The following is a 22,483-nucleotide window of genomic DNA, read 5'->3' as shown; positions in this document are numbered from 1 at the left end:
TTGCCATCGCTCAGGCTGCGCCTTCGCGAATCGACACTGGCCTACGCTTCCAGTGGCTCCCCGCTCCGCAGAGCCCCCAGGGCTCTGCTCCGCGACCCACTTGGGTCGCGCACATGGCAAGCCCGGCCTTCGGTTCCAACGATCGCAAGAGCCTATAAAAAGATAACTTATGTTTTTATCATCTCGGAATCCGCGCAGCGGATTCCGAGCCGGCACGACACACCGTGTACAGCGGACACTCCGCGCACGTGCTCCGGTGGCGCACCCCGGGGCAATCGCCCAGGATGCCAAGGTGGCTGAGGGCGAAGTCGTAGCGGAGAGGGTCGACGGGATCAAGGCGGCGCAGGGCCTCGGTGATCTCCCGGGCCATTCTGCCGTCGGGGGTGGCGCGGCGGGTGAGGCCGATGAACCGCGACACGCGGGCCACGTGGGTGTCCAGCGGGATGACCAGCTGGTGGGCCGGATAGCGGGTCCAGAGGCCGAGGTCGGGCCAGCCTGGGCGGACCATCCAGCGCAGGAACATGCGCCAGCGCTTGCAGGCGGCGCCTTCCAATGGGTCGGGCAGGGAGAACCGGGATCCGTAGGAATCCGGCAGCTCGGTCCGGAGGCGCTGCACCAGTCGAGAGAGCGCGAGGTCGGGATCTTCGCTGGGCTGGGGCTGGAGGTGGGCCTCCAGGCCGCTCCCGCTCTGCGCGTCCAGCCGCTTCCAGGCCAACAGCCAGGCCGCGAGGTCGTCGGCCGTATGGAACCGCCAGGCCCAACCGGCCAGCGAGCCGTTCAGGCTCCGCCCGAGCTCGGCCTCCGACCGCTCGCGGAGCCAGGCGGCCGGCTCACGGCCAAGAGGCGCCAACGCGGCCTGCACGGCCCGGATCATGGGGGCGACCCGACCGTAGGCGAGATGGGCCGCCACGAACGCGGCCACTTCCTGGTCCAGCGGCGCGTCATAGGCCAGGGCCACGGAGAGGGGATCCTTGGCCAGGGCCCCTGCCGTGTCATATCGCTCGCACAGGCCGTCGAGGCGGGCTTTCAGGGTGGCTCGCGAGGTTCCCATTCCGTCCAGTGTCCCAGCAGGCGGCCGTTGGCGGCAAAAAACCGCACCACGTGTCTAAAATCACTATGTAAGCAAATGCGTTGCCGTTATCCTGATGAACGGTGGCCCGTGGCCCCATTTGGAGAAGCAACCGCACATGATGAACCTGCGTGGCCTTGGAAACCTGGCGAAAATCCTCGAAGAAGCAGCAAAGCCCGATTCCGTATTGCGTGAAGACCGCGAGAAGCCCAAGCCCAAGGTTCTCAAGAAGGGAGAGAAGGCCGCGAACACCCGGACCATCGATCCCAAGCGGAAGGTCTGGTACGAGAAGCGCCTGAAGGAGATCACGGCGAAGGCCGCCGCTCCTGAAGCCCCCGCCGCTGGCCCGGTGAGCGCCCCGGCGGTCCCCGCCGCTCCGGCCCTGGCCAAGAGCGTGGCCTCCAAGGTGGGCGGCTCTCTGCTGCAGACCTTGGCTGCCGCCAAGGACGCCAAGCCCAAGACCGACAGTCCCAAGCGCTCCGAAGCCTGGCGCCGCAAGCCGGGCGAATCGATCTTCTAGGCTCAATCCATTCATGAAAAACGAGGCGGCTCTGCCGCCTCGTTTTCGTACCGCGGGGCGGTCGCCCCGAGTCTCAAGCCTGTGCAGAGGCAGTCCGCAGGTGTTTCCGTCCGATCCAGGTGGCGGCCAGGGGGCGCTCGAAGCGACCGCTCCGGAGGTCACCGAGGGTGAGCAGGGCGAGGTCCAGGATGGGCGTGCCTGCGTCCAGGGTGCCGTCCGCCAGGCGGGCTTCCAGGTCCGTGCGAGCGAAGGTGCGCACGTCGCCTGACACGCGGGCGACGACGGTCTGGGGGTCGAGGAGGCCCAGCCCCAGGCGCCCAGCCGCCTGTCCAACGCTCCGGAGCATGCCGTCGATGGCGCAGCCCGAGGGGTTCGAAGCCAGGGTCGGTTCTGCGATGGCCAGGATGCGATCCTCCAGCAGGGTCCAGATTCCCTGGTACTGGACGCCCTTGTGGCGCCAACGACCCATGAGCGCGTCCATGTCCGGGGCCAGGAGCGCCGCGTCCACCGGCCGGTCGAAGGCCACGAGCCAGAGCCGGGCCTCGTCGGGCAGGGCGGCGAAGGCGGACAGGGAGGCGGGGGTGGCCATGGCGGACTCCAGTGTCAGAACAGTTTATGGGATGCCGGCCATGCCGTCGTCATGCCGAGTCCGGGTTTCCGTGACGAAAGTTCCTCCATGTCTCGCGTAAGGTGGAAGGTGATGCGAGATACCGCGATCCTGCTCCTGAACCTCGGCGGTCCAGTGAACCTGGACCAGGTCGAACCCTTCCTCGCAGCCCTGTTCGGCGACCGGGACCTGATCCGGCTGCCCGGGCCGGCCTGGCTCCAGGGCCCCTTGTCGAGACTCATCGCCCGGCTCCGGGCTCCCGGCGCGAAGGTCCGCTACGGGCAGATCGGGGGCGGCTCGCCGCTGCTCCGGGAGAGCGCCCTCCAGGCCGCGGAGCTCCGCGCCGCCCTCCGCGCCGCCGGCCGTCCCGAGCTGGTGAAGCTGTGCTTCCGCTATGCCGCCCCACGGGCCGAGGGCCTGCTGAAGGCCCTGAAGCGCGATGGCGTCCGCAAGGTGGTGCCTGTGACCCTGTATCCCCACGACTGCCGCGCCACCACGGGTTCCAGCCTGCGCGAGCTGGTTGTGGAAGCGGCGAAGGCGGGGATCGAGATCCTGCCGGGGATTGAGCACTACGCCACGGACCCCGACTACCTGGACGCTCTGGAACGGCCCCTGCGCGCGGCGCTGGAGGACCTGCCCGAAGCCACCGTGATCTTCAGCGCCCACAGTCTGCCCGTGCGCCAGATCGAAGCCGGCGATCCCTACGAGAAGGAGATCGCGGCCACCCGCGAAGCCCTGATCGCCCGCATCGGCCCCATCCCCGGCGGCTACCTCCAGGCCTACCAGAGCCGCACGGGCCCCGTGCGCTGGCTGGAGCCGCCGCTGAAGGACGTCCTGGAGACCATGGGCGGCAAGGACGTGATCGTCGTGCCCATGAGCTTCGTGAGCGAGCACATCGAGACCCTGCACGAGCTCGACATCGAATACCGCCACGTGGCCGACCAGGCGGGCATCCGCACCTACCGGCGCGTGCCCACGCCGGGTACCGATCCGGCCTACATCCGCTGCCTGACGCGGCGCGTCCTGGAGATCCTCCCATGAGCACCCTCATTCTCGGCGGCGGCGTGACGGGCCTGGCCGCGGCCTGGCATCTGCAGCGGAAGGGCGAGTCCGTCGAAGTGTGGGAAGCCGCGGCCTCTGTGGGCGGCTGGATGAAGACCCTGCCCTGGGAGGGCGGCCACTTCGAGACGGGGCCGCAGGGCGTGCTGTGGCAGAAGGGCACGGCCGTGGACCGCCTCTTCAGCGCCATCGACCTGCCCTTCAAGTCGCCGGGCACTGGCGCCCGCTGGGTGGGGAAGGGCGGGCGCCTCATTCCTGTACCTGCTTCACCCGTAGGCTTGATGACCTCGCCGCTGATGTCCATCGGCGCCAAGCTGCGGATGATGCTGGAACCCTTCCAGCCCGTGCGCCAAGGTGAGCCCGAGGAAGGGCTGTCGGCCTTCATCGAGCGCCGCCTGGGCAAGGGCGTGGCCACGGAGCTGCTGCCGTCCATGATCGCGGGCGTCCTGGCCGCGCCCGCGGAGATCCTCTCCGTGGACGCCATCCCCAAGCTGCGCCAGTGGGAGGCCACCGGCAGCCTGGTGAACGGCATCCGCAAGGGCGGCGTGAGCCACATGGTGGTGCCCGAGGGCGGCATGGGGCAGCTGCCCATCCGGCTGGCTTCGAAGCTCGCCGCCGTGCGGGCCGGCCTGCGGGCCGAGCGCCTGGAGGCCCTGCCGGAAGGCCGCTGGCGCGTGAGCGGCGGGGGCGAGGTGCGCGAGGCGGATCGCGTGGTGCTGGCGCTGCCTGCCTACGAGGCGGCGGCCCTCCTTGGGCCCGTGGCGCCGACGAGCGCCGAGGCGCTGGCGGCCATCCCCTACACCTCCGTGGACCTCTGGCACAGCCGCCACGCGCCGCTGCCCGCCCTGAAGGACAGCTTCGGCTTCCTCATCCATCCACCCGAAGGGCGCGGCTACCTGGGCTCCCTCGTGCCCTCCTGGATGGATCCCCAGAGCGCACCGGAAGGCGCCATGCAGCTCCGCAGCTTCATCGGCGGAGCCTTCGGCAAGCCGGCGGACCTGGAGGCCTGGGAGGGTGTATACGCCCGCCTCAAGCACTGGGTCCCCACCCTCAGCGACCCCGCGGCCGTGCGCCACGAACGGGCCGAGCGGGCCATTCCGCGCCCCGAACTGGGCCACCGCGCGCGGGTCCGGACGGCCCTGGAGGGCCTGCCCGCCGGCGTGGACTGGCTGAGCAACGCCCGCTTCGGACCCGGGGTGCGTGACATCCTGGAGGGGCTGGAGGCCTGGATCGGCTAAGAGGTCCAGAAGGGTGGTATGGTCGCTTATTTCCAGGAGGAAGTATGCGTCATGCCTGTCTCCCGGTCTTTCTGGCGTCGAGCCTTCTCGTCCCTTCCTGGGCCCAGGAGGCGGCTCCCAAGCGACCCTGGTCGGATAAGGCGGCCCTGAGCTACGTGGCCGTGGGCGGCAACGCCTCCAGTCAGAGCTTGGGATTCTCGAACGAGTACAAGTACCTCTGGACCGACGCGACCTTCGCCTTCAACGCGGGAGGCGTCCGCGTGTCCACCACCACCATCGACCGCACGGCTTCGGGGCCCAGCCTCGGCGCCGCCACGGTCGTCGAGACCCGAACCACCAAGACGAGCACGGAGACGTACTACGCGAACCTCCGCTACGACCACAACATCACGGACCGGCTTCAGTGGTTCGGAGCGGCGGGCTGGGAGCGGAACATCCCCGCCGGGCTGGAGGCCCGCATGACCGGGCTGGGCGGGCTGGGCTACTGGTGGATCAAGGCGGACCGGACGAAGTTCTTCACGGACGCGGGCGTGGGCTACACCAAGGAGAACCTGGTGTTCCGCCCGGCGGGCACGGATGACCGCTTCGCCACGTTCCGGGTGGGGGCGAAGTTCGAGAAGAAACTCTTCGACACCTCGACGTTCACCTCCGAGCTGAGCATCTCCGACAGCTTCAAGGACTCGCAGAACTACCTTGGCGTGTGGCGGAACGCCCTGACCACCAGCCTCTCCTCGAGGCTGGCCCTGAAAGTGGGCTACGACATGACCTACAAGAACAAGCCGGCCTTCGTGGGGGTGCCCGTGGTCCAGACACCGGTGTCCACACCGCCGGTGATCCTGGGCGAGGTGCCCTTCCAGTTGAAGAAGACCGACACCGTGTTCACCACCTCCCTGGTCATCACCTTCTGATGACATCCGCGGCGGCCGGGAGCAGAATGGGGCGTCTTTCCTTTCCAAGGAGCTTTCCCATGCGCAAGGTCCTCCTCCCCCTGCTTGCCTGTGCGGCCCTGGTCGCCCAGGCGCCCGCCCCCAAGGCCGAAACCAGGGCCGAAGCCAAGGCCAGCGCCGAGGTCAAGGTCGGCACCGGCGTGGAGAAGATGGAGATCCAGGGCGAGTCCACCTCGTTCAAGGTGCCCGCCGGCACGAAGATCTATGCCTGGACGAAGGTCGCCGGCGCCGCCGAAAGTACGGTCACGGTGGTGTTCAGCAAGGGCGAGCGCACCTCGAAGCAGGAGCTTAAGGTGCCCCGCTCGCCCTATCGGACCAACGCCTATCGCACGTTCCGGGCCGGCGATGCCGGTGATTGGACGGTGAAAGTGCTGGGTGCGGACGGGGCGGAACTGGGCAAGGCGGAGTTCACCGTCGAGATCCAGTAGGAAGCAGCCTCGATCCTGAGATCCGACGAGGGCGGTGCCGTGCCTGGCACCGCCCCTTCGTGTGGGAGGAGCCATGCCCGTCGCCGCGCTCATCGACGCCCTGCCTGTGGGCTCTTCCATGTGGCGCCTCGCGCAGCCTTGGTGGGAATTCGTCCTCCGGGCCCTGCTGGTCTACGGATTCCTGATGGTGATGCTGCGCCTCACGGGCAAGCGCCAGGTGGGCCAGCTGGCCCCCTTCGACTTCGTGATGCTGCTGGTCCTGAGCAATGCCGTCCAGAACAGCATGAACGCCGGCGACAACACCGTGTCGGCGGGCTTCATCCTGGTGGGCACCCTCCTGGTGCTGAACGCCCTGATGGCCTGGCTCACCTGGCGCAGCAAGCGGGCGGAGACCTTCCTGGAAGGCAGGCCCCAGATCCTCGTGCATCACGGCGTCCCGGACGAGGCCATGCTCGCCGCCGAGCGGATCACCCACCATGAGCTCATGGCGGCGGTCCGGCAGGCAGGCGTGGCGGATCTCGCGGACGTGCGGGTGGCCATCCTCGAAACCAACGGCCGCATCAACGTGATCCCCAAACCGCCAGGCACCCCTTGACTTGACGAATAAAAAGCGAAAACTGAAGGCATGACGCCGCTGCCGCTGCCTTCGGAACCGCCCCCTCTCTTCCAGGGCCTGCTGGTGGAGCCCGAAGAAGCGCGATCCATCCTGCGGCCCCAGAAGGATGAGCGCTACGGCTTCGGCTTCGCGCTCAGTCCCTACCGCGGCTGCAGCCATGGCTGCCGCTACTGCTATGTCCGCGAGTACCCCAATGCCTTGCACCGGCCCGAGGACTGGGGCAACTGGGTGACGCCCAAGCTGAACGCCCCGGAGCTGCTCTGGTCCCAGCGGCACCGGTTGCACGGCGAGCGGGTCTTCATGGCCTCAGCCACCGATCCCTATCAGCCGCTGGAGCGGCAATACCGCCTCAGTCGCCGCTGCCTGGAGGTGCTGCTGCTCTGCCCCACCACCGATGTGATCGTCCACACCCGGTCGCCCCTGGTGCTTCAGGATCTCGACCTGCTGCGGGCCTTCGGTGACCGGCTGACCGTGGGCCTGTCCATCCCCACGGATGACGATACCGTGCGACAGGCGGTGGAACCCCATGCTCCCGCCATCCCCAGCCGATGGGCCGCCGTCGAGCGCCTGGCCGCCGCGGGCATCGGGGTGACCGTGGCCGTGACCCCCCTCATGGCGGTGCACGATGCCCAGGCCTTCGCCCGGCGGGCCAAGGCCAGCGGAGCTTCCGGCGCCTGGGTTGGCGGCCTCCGGCTCCTGAAGCAGGATCCTTTCTACAAGGTGCTGGCGGATCATGGCTGGCTGAAGGTGCTGGATCCGACCTATGCGGAAGGCATCCGGGAGGCGTTCCAGGCGGCGTTCCCGGCCAGGCGGCGCGTTCGCGAGCGGCCCGTGAAGCCTGCGCCGCCCCCGCCGCCACCCATCCGCCAGCCCGGGCTGTTCGACCGGGTGGGCTAAGGCGGTATGGGGCGGACGGACGGGGATCTCCGTTCCAAGGCGACCCTCTAGAGAACCTGGGCCTGGGGGCTGGCGGCCTTCGCCACAGCCACGGGCACGAAGGGCGAGAAGGCGGCAAGAGCCGCGGGCCAATCCTCGAGCAGGGCCTCGGCGGTGCGGCTCCCGGTACCGGCGGCGTGGGCTTCGAGGAGGTCGCGGAAGAGGGCTTCCTCTTCGGGCCGCCAGGCGATGGGGGCGAGGTAGTCGCGGTTCACCTGGTCGCCGCGCTCCCGCCGCAGGAACAGGCAGCCGCCGGTCATGCCGGCTCCGGCATTGGTGAGGACGGGGCCGAGGATGGCCACGGCCCCGCGGGTCATGTACTCGCAGGCGTGGTGGCCCGCGCCTTCGACCACGGCCGAGGCGCCGCTGTTGCGCACCGCGAAGCGGTCGCCAGCCAGGCCGAGCACCAGCAGCGTTCCGCCCGTGGCGCCGTAGAGGGCGCCGTTGCCCACGATGGCGTTGGTCTCGGGGGTATAGGAGGCTTCCGGATGAGGCACGAGGATGACCCGGCCGCCGGACATGGACTTGCAGACGGAATCGTTGGCCTCGCCCTGCAGGCGGACGTCGAGCCCCTCGGTGAGGAAGGCGCCGAACCCCTGGCCTGCGCTGCCGGTGAAGTCGAGCCGCAGCTGGCCGGGAACTGTCGGATCCTCGCCCTGCCGGCGCCGCTCGCGCACCTGGCGGGCGATGGCTCCGGCCAGGGTTGCCAGGATGCCCCGATCGCCGGTGGTGATGGCGTAGCGGTGGTGGTGGGCGCCCCCTCCGGCGAGGAAGGGCTCCGCAGCCGCCAGGACCTGCTGGTTCAGAGGGGCGACTCCCTCCTGGTTGAAGGGGATCGGGGAGGCCCCGTTCGTCGCGGGGCGGGGCTCCAGGAAGCCCGACAAGTCCAGCTTGCGATCCCTGACGAAGGTCGCATGCTCGGGGGCCACCTGGAACAGCTCCACGCGGTCCTGCAGCTCGGAAAGGGAGCGGACGCCCAGGGAGGCGAGGTGGCGGCGCGCATCCTCCGCCAGGTGGACGAGCATGCGCTGGACCGCCTCGGGACTTCCCGTGTAGCGGGCCTTGAACTTCGGGTCGTGGGTGGCGATGCCCGCGGGGCAGGTGTTCTTCTCGCAGATGCGGGCCATCATGCAGCCTTCGGCCACGAGCAGGAGCTTGCCGAACTCGAACCCCTCGGCGCCCAGGATGGCCGCGGTCACCAGGTCCTTGCCCGTGAGGAGGCCGCCGTCCACGCGCAGCTCCACCTGGCCGCGGAGCTGATTCTCCCGCAGGGCCTGGTGGGCCTCGATGAGGCCGAACTCCCAGGGGAGGCCCGCATGCTTCATGGAGCCCAGCGTGGCGGCGCCCGTGCCGCCGTCGCCGCCGGCCACGTAGATGATGTCCGCCCCGGCCTTGGCGACGCCGACGGCGATGGTGCCGATGCCCGTGCCGGACACCAGCTTCACGCTGATCTTCGCGCCGGGATGGACCTGCCGCAGCTCGTGGATGAGCTCCTTGAGATCCTCGATGCTGTAGATGTCGTGCAGGGGCGGCGGGGAGATGAGGTCCACGTCAGGCAGCGAGAACCGGGCCTTCGCGATGGTGGCGTCCACCTTCACCCGCATGAGCTGGCCGCCCTCACCAGGCTTGGCGCCCTGGGCCACCTTGATCTGGATCTCCTCGCCGGAGACGAGGTACTCCGCCGTGACGCCGAAGCGGGCGGAGGCCACCTGCTTGGTGGAGGCGGTGATGCCGTCGGTCCAGTAGAAGGGATTCTCGCCGCCTTCACCGCTGTTGCTGCGTCCGCCGACGGCCTCCATGGCCAGGATCAGGTCGCGCTGGCTTTCCGCGCTGACGGCCCCGAAGGACATGGCGCCTGCGCCGAAGCGGTGCAGGATGGCCGAGGCATCCTCCACCGCCTCCAGGGGCAGGGGCGTCGCGGCGATCCGGAAGGCCAGCAGGTGCCTCGGGTTGATGGGCTCATCGGCCTTCAGGGAGGCGAGGTACTCGCTGTAGAGCTTCCCGGCTTCCTCCGTCCCGGGATCGAGCTCCACCAGGCGATGGAGCAGCCTCGCGCGCGCGGAGGTGAGCCCATGGTGTTCGCCCTCGCCGGGCCGGGGTGATTCCCGGAACTGGTGGGTGTGGAGCAGGCGGTCCATGAAGCCGGCCTGGGCCGCCAGGCTGGTCTTCCGAAGCACGTCGCCGGCCAGCTCTTCGTAGCCGATGCCGCCCAGCGGGCTCGCGTGGCCCGGGAAGAAGGTCTCCATCAGCTCGGGCCCCAGGCCGATGGCGGTGAAGAGCTTGGCGCTCATGTAGCTCTGCACCACCGAGATCCCGCTCTTGGCCATGATCTTGAGGAGGCCCGATTCCAGGGCTCCGACGAAATGCTTCTCGCGCTGGTCCGGCGTCAGGCTCCCGAAGCTGGGGTGCTGGTCCTGGCGGGCGATCTCCAGAGCCAGGTAGGGGCAGACCGCCGAGGCGCCGAAGCTGATGAGGGCGGCCAGGTGGTGGGAGGTGCGGGCCTCGCCGGTGTGCATCACGATGGAGGCGTTGAGGCGCAGCCCCGATTCGTTGAGGGTGTGCACCACGGCCCGCAGGGCGATGAGGCCCGGGATGGGCGGCCGCTCGACGCTGGCCTCCCGGTCGCTGAGGATGATGACGCTGGTGCCTTGTTCGACGGCCTTCCGCACGTCGGCGGCCAGCTGCTCGATGGCCGCATGGAACCCGGCCACGCCGTCCTCCCGCCGGAAGACCATGGGGAAGGTGCGGGGGATGATGTGGGATTCCGAGGGACGCAGGCTCTGCATCCGCTCCAGGAAGCGCATCTGGCCCAGGTCGAGGATGGGCCGCGGCAGCTCCAGGGCCTCGTTCAGGGGCACCAGGTCCTTGGGGAAGAAGATGTTCGGCGCCCGGCCGAGGAACACCCGGAGGTCGGTGATGTTGCCCTCCCGGATGTAGTCCAGGGGCGGGTTCGTGACCTGCGCGAAGTGCTGGTAGAAGTAGTCGAAGAAGGGCCGCGGCTCGGAGGAGAACACGTTGGGCCGGGCGGTGTCGCCCATGGAACCGATGGCCTCCTTGCCGGTGACGGCCATGGGATAGAGGATCTTCTCCAGCTCCTCGCGGGAGCAGGTGAAGAGGGTCTTCTTGAAGGCGCTGACCGGGCCGGGCACATCGGTTCCCGGGAGCGATCCGATGGGCCGGGTGCGGGCGTCGAAGGTGGCGTCCCGGTGCTCGCGGGAGCGGCCCGGGTCGCGGAAGTGGATCCTGCCGCTGGCCAGGTCGAGCGACACGCCGGTTCCGGCGTAGAGGATGCCCTTGCGGCGGACGGCGGCTTCGTCCACGGGGAAGGAGCCGGCCTCGGAAGCCAGGTAGAAGCGGTCGTCCGTCATGGCCCACCGGGCCGGACGGAAGCCGTTGCGGTCCAGGCGCGCCCCCACGCTGCTTCCGTCGGAGAAGACCAGGAACGCCGGGCCGTCCCAGGGCTCCATGGCGCGGCTCCAGAACGTGTAGAAGGCGCTCTGCCCCTCGGCGGGAGGCATCATGATCGCGAGGATGTCCTCCATGTGCGGGATGCTGCTGCGGTAGTGCAGGGCCTCGGCGATCTCGTTCAGGCTGCCGGAATCGCTGATGGAGCCGTGGGTCACGAGCTGATCGGCCTTGAGGCCGATGGACATCTCGCGCGAGATGGCGCGGGACCGGTTGCCCGCGATGGTGTTGATCTCGCCATTGTGGGCGATGAGGCGGAAGGGCTGAGCCTTGTCCCAGGACGTCCGGGTGTTGGTGCTGAAGCGCCGGTGGATCATGGCGAAGCGCGTGACGAACCGGGGATCCTGCAAGTCCAGGTAGAAGCGATCCAGGTCTGCGGCGCGAGTCAGGGCCTTGTAGACGATGGTGCGCGCCGAGAGGGAGGCAAAGAAGAACTCGTTCTGGATGCCCTGCTCCACCAGCTTGGTCCGGAGGACCTGCTTGGCCGAGTAGAGCAGCTTGTCGAAGGAGGCATCCGTCCGGCACTGCACCGGGCGTCGGAGAACGGCCTGGCGCATGGAGGGCATGGACCGCCGGGCCTCCTCGCCGAGGACGGAGGGATCCACGGGCAGCTCGCGGTAGGCCAGGACATCCAGGTCGAAGAAAGCGAGGGTGGATTCGAAGATCTCCATGGACCGGCGCAGGCGGTCCGGATCCTGGGGCATGAAGAGGCTGGCCACGGCGATGTCGCCAGGCTGGTGGCCCAGCATCTCGAAGGGGATGTCGGCCATGACGCCAGCCCCGTCGCTGCTGACCTGGTCCGCCGCGCAGCCGCCGCGATGCTCCACGCACTTCAGCGCGTGGAGGGCGTCCTCCAGGATGTCGCGGCTGGCCGTGCCGGTCCGGCTGGCGATGAAGCCAACCCCGCATGCGCTGTGCTCGGATCGCGATCCCTCAAGCATCATCTTTTCCTTTCGGGATCAAGCCATCCTAACGAGAATCAGAACGCCTGTGCCTTTGAAACGCCGTATGGAGTTATCAGGCGCGCTTATAGCCCCTGACGGTCCCCTGGACGTTGTGGGAGACTGGACGTCCCATGACCACCCTCGCCCTCAAGTACCGCCCGCGCCTGCTCTCCGACCTGGTGGGGCAGGAGGGGAGCGTGAAGGCGCTCGCCAATGCCCTGAAGCGGGCGAAGGAGAGCGGGCGGATCCACCAGGCCTACCTGTTCGCCGGGGTGCGGGGCACGGGCAAGACCAGCACGGCCCGCATCCTGGCCCGGGCGCTGAACTGCGTGGAGGGCCCCACGGCCACGCCCTGCGGCGTCTGCGACCCCTGCCGGGCCGCGGAGCAGCCGGACCAGAACCTGGACATCGTCGAGATCGACGCGGCCAGCCGGGCCTCCGTGGCCGATGCCCGGGCGCTGCGGGAGCAGGTGCAAACGCGCCCCGCCTTCTGCCGCTACCGGGTCTACATCATCGACGAAGTGCACATGCTCAGCACCGAGGCCTTCAACGCCCTGCTGAAGGTCATCGAGGAACCGCCGCCCCACGCCATCTTCGTGCTGGCCACGACGGAGCTGCAGGACGTTCCGGACACCATCAAGAGCCGCGTCCAGATCTTCCCCTTCCGGCTGATCCCCGTGGGGCTCATCGAGGGCCGCCTCAAGCACGTCTGCGAGCAGGAGGGCGTCGAGGCCGAGGGCGGCAGCCTGCGGCTGGTGGCCGAGGCAGGGCAGGGCTCCATGCGCGATGCGCTCACCATCCTCGACCGCGTGATCGCCGCCGGGGATGGGAAGGTGCTGGAGGAGTCCGTCCGCGAGCAGCTGGGTATCGTCAGCGCTCACCTGGTTCAGGGCGTGATGTCCGCCCTGGCCATCGGCGACACGGCGGCCCTGGTGGAGGCCTGCCGTGAGCTGAACGAGCAAGGCGCCGACTGGGCCACGTTCTGGCGCGAGCTGGTGCTGGCCTTCCGGGACCGGCTGGAGCAGGAGGCTCGCGCTGCCCGCGGCCCCCAGGACCTGCTGCGCTGGGCCCGCATGCTCCAGCTGCTGCTGAGCCGGGAGCGAGACCTGCGGGATAGCAGCCTGCCGCGGGTGGTGGTGGAGCTGGCCCTGGTGACCGCGGCCCAGCTGCCCCACCTGGCGCCCCTCGATGCCCTCGTGTCGGGCGCTCCAGCCCGCCCTTCGACCCCAGCGGCTGGGCCGCCGCCGGTCCCTTCCAAGGGTCCCCAGGCCGCGCCGGCGCCTGAGGGGCCCCGCAGGCCCACGCCGGCCTCCCCGCAGATCCCTGCCTCTGCACGCGTCCGGGCCGCATCCCCGGGCCCGGCCGCTGCCTTGGCCCAGGACCCGTCTGCTCCGCCCCAGCTGCGCATGGCCTGCAGCGAGGCGCTGCGGGGATTGCCCGGGCTGCGTTCCCTTGGCACCGCCCCGCAGATGGCCACGGATTTGCGCTGGGATCCGCCGGTCCTGCGCCTCCGCTTCCCCGGCAACGTGCGGCAGACCCTCCAGGACCTGGAGCGCGAGCGGGCGAATCCCCATGTGCTCGCCGCGCTGGCGGCCGTGCTTCCGGGGCTGCGGGAACTGGAGATCCGTTTCGACGAGGAGCCGGCGGAAGCCCAGCCCGAGCGCCCCGAGGACCGGCTGCGGCGCGAGCCCGGCTTCCAGGACCTGCTGCGGCTCAGTGGGGGCGAAGTGCTGGAGATCCGGCGCGAGGGGTGATCAGCCGCCCGACACGGGGGGCATGAGGGCCACTTCGTCACCGTCCGCCAGGACGGTGCTCCGGTCCGCGAAGCTCTGGTTCACCGCCAGGAGGGCGTCCTTGGGCAGGGCCGCGAAGCGCGGATCCGCCAGCAGGTCGCCCAGGGTGGACGGCGCGGGCAGGCTGAGGTCGCTGAAGCCCAGCAGGGCGCGGTACCGGGCGAAGCACTTCACCGTGATCATGGAGCCTCCACCTCCACGCTAGCGCCTCCAGCCGCTCGCCTCCAGCTAGTTCGGACTCCAGGAATGCCGGATCTCGCCCGAGGGAGTCAGGCCGGCGCCGCCGCCTTTGCTGGCGCCCAGCTGGAGGATGAAGTTGCCGAAGCGCCACTCCACCTGGCCCGAGGTGATGCTCAGGTTCCCGCTCTTCTTGTGGGAGACCACGAAGGCGCTGCGCTGGCCGAACAGGTTGATGCTCTTGCCCATGGTGACCTCGGTCTCCGTGGTGCCGAGGCTGGTGGTGCGCACGGCCACGTTGACGCGATCCAGGCCCAGGGTGCGGCGCAGCTGCTCCTGGAAGGGCGCGAAGGCCAGGGTGGAGATGAGGCCCGAGCCCGCACTGGCCAGGCCCGAGGTGATGGCGCCCTGGGTGGCGCCGGACGACGCGCTGGCGGTGCCCACGTTCGCGGCGTTGCCGGGGTTGATGAGGATGGCCACGATCTCGTCCTGGCGCAGGCTCGGCGTGGAGCTGGGCACGATGGCCAGGTTGCTGAGGGTGCCGTGGATGTCCAGGTTCACCGTATACCCGGGAATGGAGGTCACGCTGCCCTGGAGGCTGATGACGGGGTCCAGCGGGCGCAGTTCGGAGAAGGTCAGCGAGCCCCGGTCCACCACCATGTCGCCGGCGGGGAAGATGTTGGTGACCCGTCCCCCGGGCTGGAAGAGCAGGATGCCCTTGGGGATGGGGTGCGCCAGGGTACCCACCACCTGGAAGGGGCCCTCGGTGCGCCCGTCGAGCTTCAGGAGGTTGGTGTTGAAGCTCCACGGGTTCCGGAGGTCCAGGTCCAGGTCCAGGCGGATGCGGTCCAGGGGATCGTCCAGGTCCAGACCCGTCAGCCCACCGCTGTCGCTGAGGGCGCTGCGGAGGATGAGGTCCGCCAGCTTCACCTCGGTCTGGTAGTTCAGCCGGTCCGCGCGCAGCCGGCCCTTGAGGACGCCCCCGTCCTCGTCGCCATCCAGGGTGGCGCGCAGGGTGCCTTGGATCTCCAGGCCCTCGGGCACATCGCGGAGCTGGAAATTGGCCAGGGAAGCCTTCAGGGCATAAGTGTCCAGGCCGCCCAGCTTCCAGGTGACCCCGCCGGATACCTTCAGGTCGCCGTGGGCGAGGGTGCCCTGCAGGGGCTTCTCGGCCGGGATGGAGATGGTGTGATCCTTGAACATCACCTCGGCCGAGAGGTCCTCGACACCCTGGTAGCCCCTCAGGTTCAGCCGCCCCTTCTCCAGAGCGAGCCGGCCATCCATCAGGGGGTCGCCATAGGTCCCATGGACCAGGAGGTCGAAGCGGCTCGTCCCCTGGATCCGGACTTCGGAAAGCAGGCTGTACTCGTCGACCTCCATGACGCGATCGAAGATGGTCTTGAGGTGGGCCAGGTTCGCCCCGCCCTGGGCCCGGAGACCGAGAGGCGAGGCCACGGAGAAGGGCAGGGTGCCCGATAGGCGCAGCCCCGCGGCCTGGGCTTGGGAGGCGTCCGCGGGCATCCGTGCGCCGCCCTCCAGGCTGATGTCCACTTCTGCCCCGGCCGCATCGCCACGAAGGGCTGAAGGCTGCGCCTGATGCAGCTCGAAGACGTTGAACTGGGCCGCCAGCCGGTTCAGGGTGCCCGTCCACGCCAGGGCGCGCCCATCCCAGCGCCCATCAGCCGTGGCCTCGAGGGTCAGGTCCTCCAGCAGATCCTCCGTGAGGCTCCGCGCAAGGGTGTCCGTGCGGGCGCTGTCCGAGGCGATGGTCAGGGCCAGGTGGCCCGCCAGATTCGGGCCGTCCCGCCGGACCTGGGCCTCCACCACGGGACGGGCCATGCCCTCGATGCCGAGCCGGCCCTCCAGGTGGCCCCGCTCCAGCTTCAGGGAGCCCTCGAGGCCCTCCAGGCTGCGGCCGCCGAAGAACATGCGGCCCCGGCTCACCGTGACCCGGCCCTCGGGCAGATCCAGGGAGCCGAAGGGGCTTGTGATGGGACCCAGCAGGCGCGACTCCACCTGGGCCTGCACCCGGGGTCCGGGCAGATTCAGGAGCTGCGAGTCCAGGCGCCCGGCCAGGTCCACCCACCAGGTCCAGCGCTTGAAGTCCATGTCGGCCTTGCCCGCCAGGGCGAGGGCTCCCTCAGGCTCGGCGCCGGGCCCGCCCAGCAGGTCCAGCCGTTCGCCGATGCGCACATCATCGAGCCGCAGCCGAAGGCGGTCGAGGTCCATGGAGAAGTCCGAGGAAGCCGCTGGAACTTTAATCCCATAAACTTCACCTGACTCGACTTGGGCGGATCCGTTCATGGTGATGTGATCGAACGGGCCCTGGAGGCGGACCCACCCCCCGCCGAGCCCTGTGATGGGCAGCTCCCGGCCGTCGGCGTCCTTCACATCCGCCGCCCGGAGGCCTTCGGCCACGGGGAGGCGGAAGGCCGTGTAGCACATGTCCATCTGCTTCTGGCCCGGGGCGGTCCGGGCCCAGGTGAGCCATAAGTCGCCGCCTCCGCGGCCTTCGTCCTTCTTCAGGTCGATGTCCGTGACGCGCAGCTCCGTGTCCCGGATCTGGATCTTCGCCTCGACACTGTCGGCCCGGGCCCCGTGCCAGCGCGGATGGGTGACCTCCCCGGAACCGTCCAGCTCCAGGCCGGTGCCGCGGCTCCAGCGCACCTTGGCCTTGGCCCGGGTCTGGCCTTCCATGTCGAGGTCCACCACCTTCCAGGCGCGGAGGGCCTGGGCCACCTGGCCCGCCCCGACCTCCACCGTGCCATCGGCCTCCAGCTGGATCAGGCCACGAGGCCCGAGCTGCGCCCATCCAGCGCCATCGGCCTTGAGGGCTTCCAGGTCCAGGTGGAGCTGGTCCAATGTGGCCTGGCCGTTCCGGAGGGTGGCGTGCAGGTTACCGGCCTCGAGGCCGTGCTGGGCTAGGCCGAGCTGGACCGTTCCCTGCCAGCGATCCGGCCGGCGGAGCACCTCGGGATCCGCAGGCCCCTCCACCTGGGCCTTGAGGTTGCCACGGAGCCCCTGGAGCTCCGGCAGCCGAAGGAGCCGCCCCAGAACTTCCAGGTCCAGGTCCTGTCCCGTGAACGTGCCCTTGGCTGGCTGTTTCCGGGACCAGCCGCCTTCCAGGGAGAGGTCGCCCTGGGATGACAGCCAGCGGAGGTGGCTCAGCTGGAAACCCTCGAGGTTTCCGCTGCCGCGAAGATCGAGGTTGCCTGGCGCCAGGGCGCCATCCGAGGGCCGCAGCCCCGCGCCGTCGGCGCTCACGGTCCAACGGAGGTCCGAGAAGGTTCCTCGCGCGGAGACGTCCAGGTCGAGGTCGCCGGTGAGCGGGGGGCGCTTCATGCCGCCCCAGTGGGCCGCCTGGGCCAGGGCCATGACGCCGGTCGCCCGGGCGTCCAGGCGCTCTGGGGAGCCGGGCTTCTTCACGTCGAAGCGGCCATGCAGCCGGATCTGGCTCTCCCCCAGGCGGAAGTAGCCCTCCTTCAGGACCACGAACTGTTCGGCGACTTCGCCGTTCAGGTCCAGGCGCCCCTTCTCCCATCCGTTCGGACCCTTCACCATCCACTGCGGACCCGCCACGTCCACGCGGAGCTGGTTGGGAGCCGTCCCAGTGGCCTTCACCTCGAACCGGTACTGCATGGGTGGCAGGCCCCGGAGCGGTTCAGGAATGTCGATCTCGCCCCCGGTGATGCTGAGCAGGTCCAGACGCACCTGGGGCAGGGGACCTTTGCGGGGCGGGTGCTCCTTGAGGTGGATGGCCGCCAGACCGGCCTCCGTCAGGCGCAGGTGGGGATGTTCCACCCGGATCGAGAAGATGCGGTGCGTGGGGGCGAGGAGGGAGGTGAGGTTCGCCTGGACCTCCACGCGCTGGACCGTCAGGAGGTCTCCACCCAGGCGCACGTCCCGCATGGAGGCGGATCCGAATAGCGGATGCAGCTCCAGCTGGCCCACTTCCAGGGAGAGCCCTGTCTCCTCTCGCACCAGCCCATCCAGCTTCGAGATGGCCCAGCGCAGCACCACGGGCCGGGTGGCCACCCAGGGGACGATGGTCACGGTGGCGACGCCGGCCACCAGGACGTAGGAGATCCTCCGTACCCAGCGGCGACCCCAGAGTCGCTGCACGGCTTCCTTGGTGGGATGCCACACCATCAGCGTTCAATCTTTTCGCGACAGCTGGGGCAGCTCTTGGCCATGCGGGGCAGCTGGCGGAAGCAGTAGGGGCAGAGCTGGGCCTGGGTGGTGGCGCGAAGGGTCGGATGCGGGCCGGAGCTGTTTGTGGAGAGCACGGCGGTGCCCAGGGGCCGGGTCTCTCTGGCCACACTGTCCCGGAGCCGGCGCAGCGCCTCCAGGAAGGCCTGGGCCGACAGGTAGCGCTCGCCGAGGTTCACAGCCAGGGCCTTCATGACGACTTCGGAGAAGGCCTTGGGGACCACGGGGTTGCGCAGGTGGGGGGCCGTGATCTGCTGGCTGGTGAAGGCCTGGGCGATCTTGAGGGGATCCGCGTCGTAGAAGGGCACGGTGCCCGTGAGCATCTCGTAGAGGGTGATGCCCAGAGACCAGAGGTCGGACTGGAACACAGCCCGGCCGCGGAAGTGCTCGGGCGCCATGTAGGGGGGAGAGCCGATGCGCGTGGGCGCGTAGGGCACGTGCTGCAGCTCCAGCACGCGGGAGGTGCCGAAGTCGGTGACCTTGGCCACACCCTCGCGGTTCACCAGGATGTTGGCGGGGCGGAGGTCCCGGTGCAGGATCTGGTGGCCGTGGGCAAAGGCGATGGCGCTGCAGACATCGAGGCCGATCTCCAGGGCCCGGGTGGGCGGCAGCGTGCGTTCCCGCCGGATCATGCGGTCGAGGCTCTCGCCTTCGACGTATTCCAGGACCATGAAGAAGATCCCGTTCTTCCGCTCCACGGTGATGAGCTCGACGATGTTCGGATGCTTCAGGCCCGCCATGATGCGCGGTTCCTTGAGCAGGTCCACGATCTCGTCCTGCTGCTGGTGCGGCACCTTCAGGGCCACCTTGCGGTTCACCCAGGTGTCCATGGCCAGATAGACAGCTCCGAAACCGCCCGAGCCGAGGCGGTCCAGGATCTGGTATTTCCCCAGGGTCTGGTCCTTGGAAAGCACGGGCGCGGGCTCCGAAGCGATGGAACCAGCATGACCGAAATGGACTGCGAATCCTATTCCAGGATGCGGTCCAGGATGGAGTCCCGCCCTTCCCAGGCGGCGGTGAGGTGGCGGACTCTCGGCTTCGGCTCCACGCATAGGCTGTAGGCTCTGCGCAGGAAGGCACGGTCCTCCACGGTGGCACGGTGGTGCTGGCGCAGGTGTTCGCCCCAGTTGGAGCTGAGGAAGCTCTCCACGAACCGCACCTGGCCCGGATCGGGCGGCACGAGATCCTGGAAGAGCGACCACCGCACGGCGCCATCCCGGTTGCGGATGCGGCGAACCTCGCGCATGGCCTCACGGAAGGCGACCTTGTTCGGCTCGGGGACCCGGTACTCGAGCACCGTGAGGATGGGGCCCTCGTGGGGGTCAATGGGGCCGGGGGAATGGGGCTGGAGGTGGTGGGGGCTCAAGTCCAGGGGCTGGTGGAGGGCCTGGATCTTCAGGCGGGCCGTGGCCAGCAGCATCAGCAGCATGCCGATGCCCGCGCCGGCGAAGGCGACGTGGATGCCCCAGCGCTCGCCCACGGCGCCCCAGAAAGCGGCCCCTCCGGCCATGGCCCCGCCCCAGACGGTGATGTAAACCCCGAGTGCCCGGGCCCGCACCCAGGACGGCACCGAGAGCTGGACGCCGGTGTTGCAGGTGCTCAGCACGGTCAGCCAGCCGGCCCCGCCCACCAGGAGCACCAGGCCGACGGCGGGGGCATGGTTGAGGAAGGCGAGGGCGAGGAGCCCCGCCGCGAAGGTCGCCGTGGCGAGGGCCATCAGCTTGTTGGGAGTGAAGCGCCGGCGGAGCCCGGGGAGGACCAGGGTGATGCCCACGGCCCCGGCCCCGGTGCAGCCCAGCAGGAGGCCGAACGCCGTGGAACCGAGGTTGAGCCGGTGGATGGCCAGTGTCGGCAGCAGCGAGAAGATCGGGCCGCCGAAGAACACGAAACCGCCGCCCCGCAGGAGGATCACCTGGAGCGGCTTGCTGTGCCAGGCGTAGCGCAGGCCCACCTTCATGGCCGCGCTGAACCGCTCCGCGGGCAGATCCGTGGTGACGGGTTGGCGCTTCCATCCCTTGAGGACCAGGAGGACCCCGACGAAGGAGACGGCGTTGAGGGCGAAGGCCCAGGTGGCCCCCAGCCACCCCACCACCAGGCCCCCGAGAGCCGGACCCACGGCCCGGCTCACATTGAACCCGGCGCTGTTGAGCGCGACGCCCGCCGCGATCTGCTCCTTCGGCACCAGGTCGGGCACCGAGGCCTGCCAGGCGGGCGAGTTGAGGGCCGCCCCCACCCCCAGCAGCAGGGACATGCCGATGAGCACGCCGGGCGTGACCAGGTGGAGGGCCGACAGGACCGCCATGGCAGCCGCGGCCAGCAGCATCCAGGCCTGGGTGGCCAGGAGCATCCGGCGCCGGTCCACGATGTCGGCGATGGCGCCGCCCGGCATGGAGAGGACCAGCATGGGCAGGGTGGCGCCCGTCTCGATGAGGCTCATGAGCAGGGGAGACCGTGTGATCTCTCCCATGAGCCATTTTTCGCCGACGCTCTGCACCCAGGTGCCCACGTTCGAGGCCATGGCCGCGATCCAGATCGCGAAGAAGATGCGGCTGCGGAGCGGGGCGAAGGCGCTTTTGGACTCGGTCACGGGCTAAGGCTGCTCACAGAATGAAGGGAAAACACTCGCAGAGGCTGCAGGGAAAGGGGAGGGTCGCAGAGGAAAACGACATGTTTTCTTCCTCTGCGACCCTCCGCTGTCTCCGCGCCCTCGGCGTGTGTTCTTAACCCAAGAAGGCTTTCAGGGTCTTGGAATACCGCGGGTGGCGGATCTTTCTCAGAGCCTTGGACTCGATCTGGCGGATGCGCTCGCGGGTGACGGCGAACTCGCTGCCCACCTCTTCCAGGGTGTGCTCCGAACCGTCGTCGCCCACCCCGAAGCGCATGCGAAGGACGCGCTCTTCGCGCTCGCTGAGTGTGTTGAGCACGTTGCGGACGGTCTCCTTGAGGCGCTGCTGGACGACCTGCTCCACGGGGGAGACGACGGTCTTGTCCTCGATGAAGTCGCCCAGGTGGGAATCCTCCTCCTCGCCGATGGGCGTTTCGAGGGAGATGGGTTCCTGCGCGATCTTCATCACCTTGCGGACCTTGCCCACGGGCATGTCCATGGCGTGGGCGATCTCCTCGCTGGAGGGCTCGCGGCCCAGCTTCTGCACCAGCTCGCGCTGGGTGCGGATGAGCTTGTTGATGGTCTCGATCATGTGGACGGGGATGCGGATGGTGCGGGCCTGGTCCGCGATGGCGCGGGTGATGGCCTGCCGGATCCACCAGGTGGCGTAGGTCGAGAACTTGAAGCCGCGGCTGTACTCGAACTTGTCCACGGCCTTCATGAGGCCAATATTGCCCTCCTGGATGAGGTCCAGGAACTGCAGGCCGCGGTTGGTGTAGCGCTTGGCGATGCTGACCACGAGGCGGAGGTTGGCTTCGATGAGCTCGGCCTTGGCGGCGCGGCTGATGCTCTCCGCGGCCTTGAGCCCGTTGAAGTCCTTGTGGAAGTTGTCGCTGGTGGTCTCGTACTTGGCGAAGAAATCCTCCAGCGTCTTCTCGATGTGGGCCAGCTCGTCCTTGTAGCGGTCCTTGAGCTTGGCGAAGGCGGGGTTCTTGAGGCGGTCCCTCAGCTCGCGGCATTTCCGCTCGCCGGCCATCACCTGGCTGTGCTGGTGGGTGATCTTGTCGATGAGCCGCGTGACGGCCAGGCTGTTGAGCCCCAGCTTGCGGATCTGGCGGGACAGGCGGCCGCGGGCCTGGAGGATCTCGCGGTCGAGCTTGCGCTTCTTGGGCAGGGTCTTGGTCCCGGCGTCCACCTGGGACTTCACCTCCAGCAGGTCCTGGAGCGCCTGGTCGTAGACCAGCAGCTTCTCGAACTGGTGGTGCACGTGCTGGGTGGCGGAGGTGCTCTCGGCATCCTCGTCGTCATCCACCTCGTCGGAAAGGCCCACCACCTCGCGGATCTTGCCGGGGTTCTCCTTCAGCATCTTGCCGATGTCGATCAGCAGGCTGGCGGCCAGGCGGCTGCGGGAGAGGGCGCGCATGACGCTGCGGACGCCGACTTCGATGCGCTTGGCGATCTCGACTTCGTCCTCGCGCTTGAGGAGGGGCACCGTGCCCATCTCCTTGAGGTACATGCGGACCGGGTCATTGAACTTGTCGCTGTCGGGGCTGTCGATCTCGATCTCGAGGTCCTTGTCGCCCTTGCCGCCCTCGACCATGACGAATTCGGGCTCGATGGCCTCGCGGGCGGCCTGGGCCTCCTCCTCCGTGGCGCCGATGCCGACGCCCAGACGGGCGAACAGACCCATGACCTGTTCCAGGTCCGTGGGGCTGGAAGCGGTATCGGGGAGGAAGTCATTGAGCTGGTCGACCAGCAGGAATCCGTTTTTCCTTCCGATGGAGATCAGGGCTTTGGTCAGGGCGTAGTAGGCATCGCGTGGTGGCGTCGGAACCATTCGGACCTCAAAGAGCGCTGCATGCATCGGGCC

Annotated in this window: 16 protein-coding genes; 8 read left to right on the top strand and 8 right to left on the bottom strand. The window is 69.0% G+C overall.

Annotated elements, in window-relative coordinates:
• Positions 1–178: 178 nt before the first annotated feature.
• The gene (locus ML539_RS05590; protein WP_243321477.1) at positions 179–1,051 is read right to left on the bottom strand and encodes a TIGR02757 family protein; all 873 of its coding nucleotides are present in this window, start codon (positions 1,049–1,051) and stop codon (positions 179–181) included.
• Between the two features lie 205 nt (positions 1,052–1,256).
• Here ML539_RS05590 and ML539_RS05585 point away from each other — a divergent pair, with 205 nt between their 5' ends.
• On the top strand, positions 1,257–1,589 hold the full coding sequence (locus tag ML539_RS05585; protein WP_243321475.1) for a hypothetical protein: 333 nt from the start codon (positions 1,257–1,259) through the stop codon (positions 1,587–1,589).
• A gap of 73 nt (positions 1,590–1,662) precedes the next feature.
• Here ML539_RS05585 and ML539_RS05580 read toward each other — a convergent pair whose 3' ends face one another.
• Complete coding sequence (locus ML539_RS05580; RefSeq protein WP_243321473.1) at positions 1,663–2,178, bottom strand: hypothetical protein; 516 nt, start codon at positions 2,176–2,178, stop codon at positions 1,663–1,665.
• 111 nt (positions 2,179–2,289) lie between these two features.
• Between ML539_RS05580 and hemH the strand changes: the two genes are divergently transcribed.
• The 6 genes from hemH (at position 2,290) to ML539_RS05550 (ending at position 7,381) form a co-directional block, all read left to right on the top strand.
• Positions 2,290–3,237: a ferrochelatase gene (gene hemH, locus ML539_RS05575; RefSeq protein WP_243321471.1), complete on the top strand. Its 948-nt coding sequence runs from the start codon at positions 2,290–2,292 to the stop codon at positions 3,235–3,237.
• Positions 3,234–4,493 (top strand): protoporphyrinogen oxidase, encoded by a 1,260-nt coding sequence (gene hemG / locus ML539_RS05570; RefSeq protein WP_243321469.1) that lies wholly within the window; start codon positions 3,234–3,236, stop codon positions 4,491–4,493. Before hemH ends, hemG begins: the two co-directional genes overlap by 4 nt.
• Before the next feature lie 44 nt (positions 4,494–4,537).
• Positions 4,538–5,401, top strand: coding sequence for a DUF481 domain-containing protein (locus tag ML539_RS05565; protein ID WP_243321467.1), 864 nt, complete (start codon positions 4,538–4,540; stop codon positions 5,399–5,401).
• 59 nt (positions 5,402–5,460) lie between these two features.
• Entirely contained in the window at positions 5,461–5,868 is a 408-nt protein-coding gene (locus ML539_RS05560; RefSeq protein WP_243321466.1) for a DUF2914 domain-containing protein, read from the top strand.
• Positions 5,869–5,941: 73 nt separating this feature from the next.
• A complete protein-coding gene (locus tag ML539_RS05555) occupies positions 5,942–6,463 on the top strand; it encodes a YetF domain-containing protein (RefSeq protein WP_243321463.1) in 522 nt (173 codons plus the stop codon).
• 30 nt (positions 6,464–6,493) lie between these two features.
• The gene (locus ML539_RS05550; RefSeq protein WP_243321460.1) at positions 6,494–7,381 is read left to right on the top strand and encodes a radical SAM protein; all 888 of its coding nucleotides are present in this window, start codon (positions 6,494–6,496) and stop codon (positions 7,379–7,381) included.
• A gap of 47 nt (positions 7,382–7,428) precedes the next feature.
• On the opposite strand, the gene gltB is transcribed toward ML539_RS05550, so the two are convergent.
• Positions 7,429–11,826 carry a glutamate synthase large subunit gene (gltB, locus tag ML539_RS05545; protein WP_243321458.1) on the bottom strand — a complete coding sequence of 1,466 codons (4,398 nt, stop codon included), beginning with the start codon at positions 11,824–11,826 and terminating at the stop codon, positions 7,429–7,431.
• A 134-nt stretch (positions 11,827–11,960) separates the two neighbouring features.
• On the opposite strand from gltB, the gene dnaX reads away from it, so the two are divergent.
• Positions 11,961–13,583, top strand: a complete 1,623-nt coding sequence (gene dnaX, locus ML539_RS05540; RefSeq protein ID WP_243321456.1) for a DNA polymerase III subunit gamma/tau — start codon at positions 11,961–11,963, stop codon at positions 13,581–13,583.
• Here dnaX and ML539_RS05535 read toward each other — a convergent pair whose 3' ends face one another.
• From ML539_RS05535 to rpoD, 5 genes are all read right to left on the bottom strand, one after another.
• Positions 13,584–13,805 carry a MoaD/ThiS family protein gene (locus ML539_RS05535; RefSeq protein ID WP_243321454.1) on the bottom strand — a complete coding sequence of 74 codons (222 nt, stop codon included), beginning with the start codon at positions 13,803–13,805 and terminating at the stop codon, positions 13,584–13,586.
• A gap of 45 nt (positions 13,806–13,850) precedes the next feature.
• On the bottom strand, positions 13,851–17,948 hold the full coding sequence (locus tag ML539_RS05530) for a translocation/assembly module TamB domain-containing protein (protein ID WP_243321452.1): 4,098 nt from the start codon (positions 17,946–17,948) through the stop codon (positions 13,851–13,853).
• Positions 17,948–18,922, bottom strand: a complete 975-nt coding sequence (locus ML539_RS05525) for a serine/threonine-protein kinase (protein ID WP_243321450.1) — start codon at positions 18,920–18,922, stop codon at positions 17,948–17,950. The genes ML539_RS05530 and ML539_RS05525 overlap by 1 nt, the downstream gene beginning before the upstream one ends.
• Before the next feature lie 53 nt (positions 18,923–18,975).
• On the bottom strand, positions 18,976–20,595 hold the full coding sequence (locus tag ML539_RS05520; protein WP_243321447.1) for an MFS transporter: 1,620 nt from the start codon (positions 20,593–20,595) through the stop codon (positions 18,976–18,978).
• 133 nt (positions 20,596–20,728) lie between these two features.
• Positions 20,729–22,450 (bottom strand): RNA polymerase sigma factor RpoD, encoded by a 1,722-nt coding sequence (gene rpoD / locus ML539_RS15645; RefSeq protein ID WP_347710740.1) that lies wholly within the window; start codon positions 22,448–22,450, stop codon positions 20,729–20,731.
• Positions 22,451–22,483: the final 33 nt, after the last annotated feature.

Source organism: Geothrix sp. SG200 (assembly GCF_022808935.1).
Classification (GTDB): domain Bacteria; phylum Acidobacteriota; class Holophagae; order Holophagales; family Holophagaceae; genus Geothrix; species Geothrix alkalitolerans.
This window is presented reverse-complemented; position numbering and strand designations above follow the sequence as displayed.

Excerpts from the sequence above, each read along its gene's own strand:
- ML539_RS05530 (WP_243321452.1), bottom strand. The coding sequence starts at position 17,948 with ATGGTGTGGCATCCCACCAAGGAAGCCGTGCAGCGACTCTGGGGTCGC.
- ML539_RS05560 (WP_243321466.1), top strand. The coding sequence starts at position 5,461 with ATGCGCAAGGTCCTCCTCCCCCTGCTTGCCTGTGCGGCCCTGGTCGCC.
- ML539_RS05565 (WP_243321467.1), top strand. The coding sequence starts at position 4,538 with ATGCGTCATGCCTGTCTCCCGGTCTTTCTGGCGTCGAGCCTTCTCGTC.
- hemG (WP_243321469.1), top strand. The coding sequence starts at position 3,234 with ATGAGCACCCTCATTCTCGGCGGCGGCGTGACGGGCCTGGCCGCGGCC.
- gltB (WP_243321458.1), bottom strand. The coding sequence starts at position 11,826 with ATGCTTGAGGGATCGCGATCCGAGCACAGCGCATGCGGGGTTGGCTTC.
- ML539_RS05590 (WP_243321477.1), bottom strand. The coding sequence starts at position 1,051 with ATGGGAACCTCGCGAGCCACCCTGAAAGCCCGCCTCGACGGCCTGTGC.
- rpoD (WP_347710740.1), bottom strand. The coding sequence starts at position 22,450 with ATGGTTCCGACGCCACCACGCGATGCCTACTACGCCCTGACCAAAGCC.
- ML539_RS05550 (WP_243321460.1), top strand. The coding sequence starts at position 6,494 with ATGACGCCGCTGCCGCTGCCTTCGGAACCGCCCCCTCTCTTCCAGGGC.
- dnaX (WP_243321456.1), top strand. The coding sequence starts at position 11,961 with ATGACCACCCTCGCCCTCAAGTACCGCCCGCGCCTGCTCTCCGACCTG.
- ML539_RS05535 (WP_243321454.1), bottom strand. The coding sequence starts at position 13,805 with ATGATCACGGTGAAGTGCTTCGCCCGGTACCGCGCCCTGCTGGGCTTC.
- ML539_RS05580 (WP_243321473.1), bottom strand. The coding sequence starts at position 2,178 with ATGGCCACCCCCGCCTCCCTGTCCGCCTTCGCCGCCCTGCCCGACGAG.
- ML539_RS05555 (WP_243321463.1), top strand. The coding sequence starts at position 5,942 with ATGCCCGTCGCCGCGCTCATCGACGCCCTGCCTGTGGGCTCTTCCATG.
- hemH (WP_243321471.1), top strand. The coding sequence starts at position 2,290 with ATGCGAGATACCGCGATCCTGCTCCTGAACCTCGGCGGTCCAGTGAAC.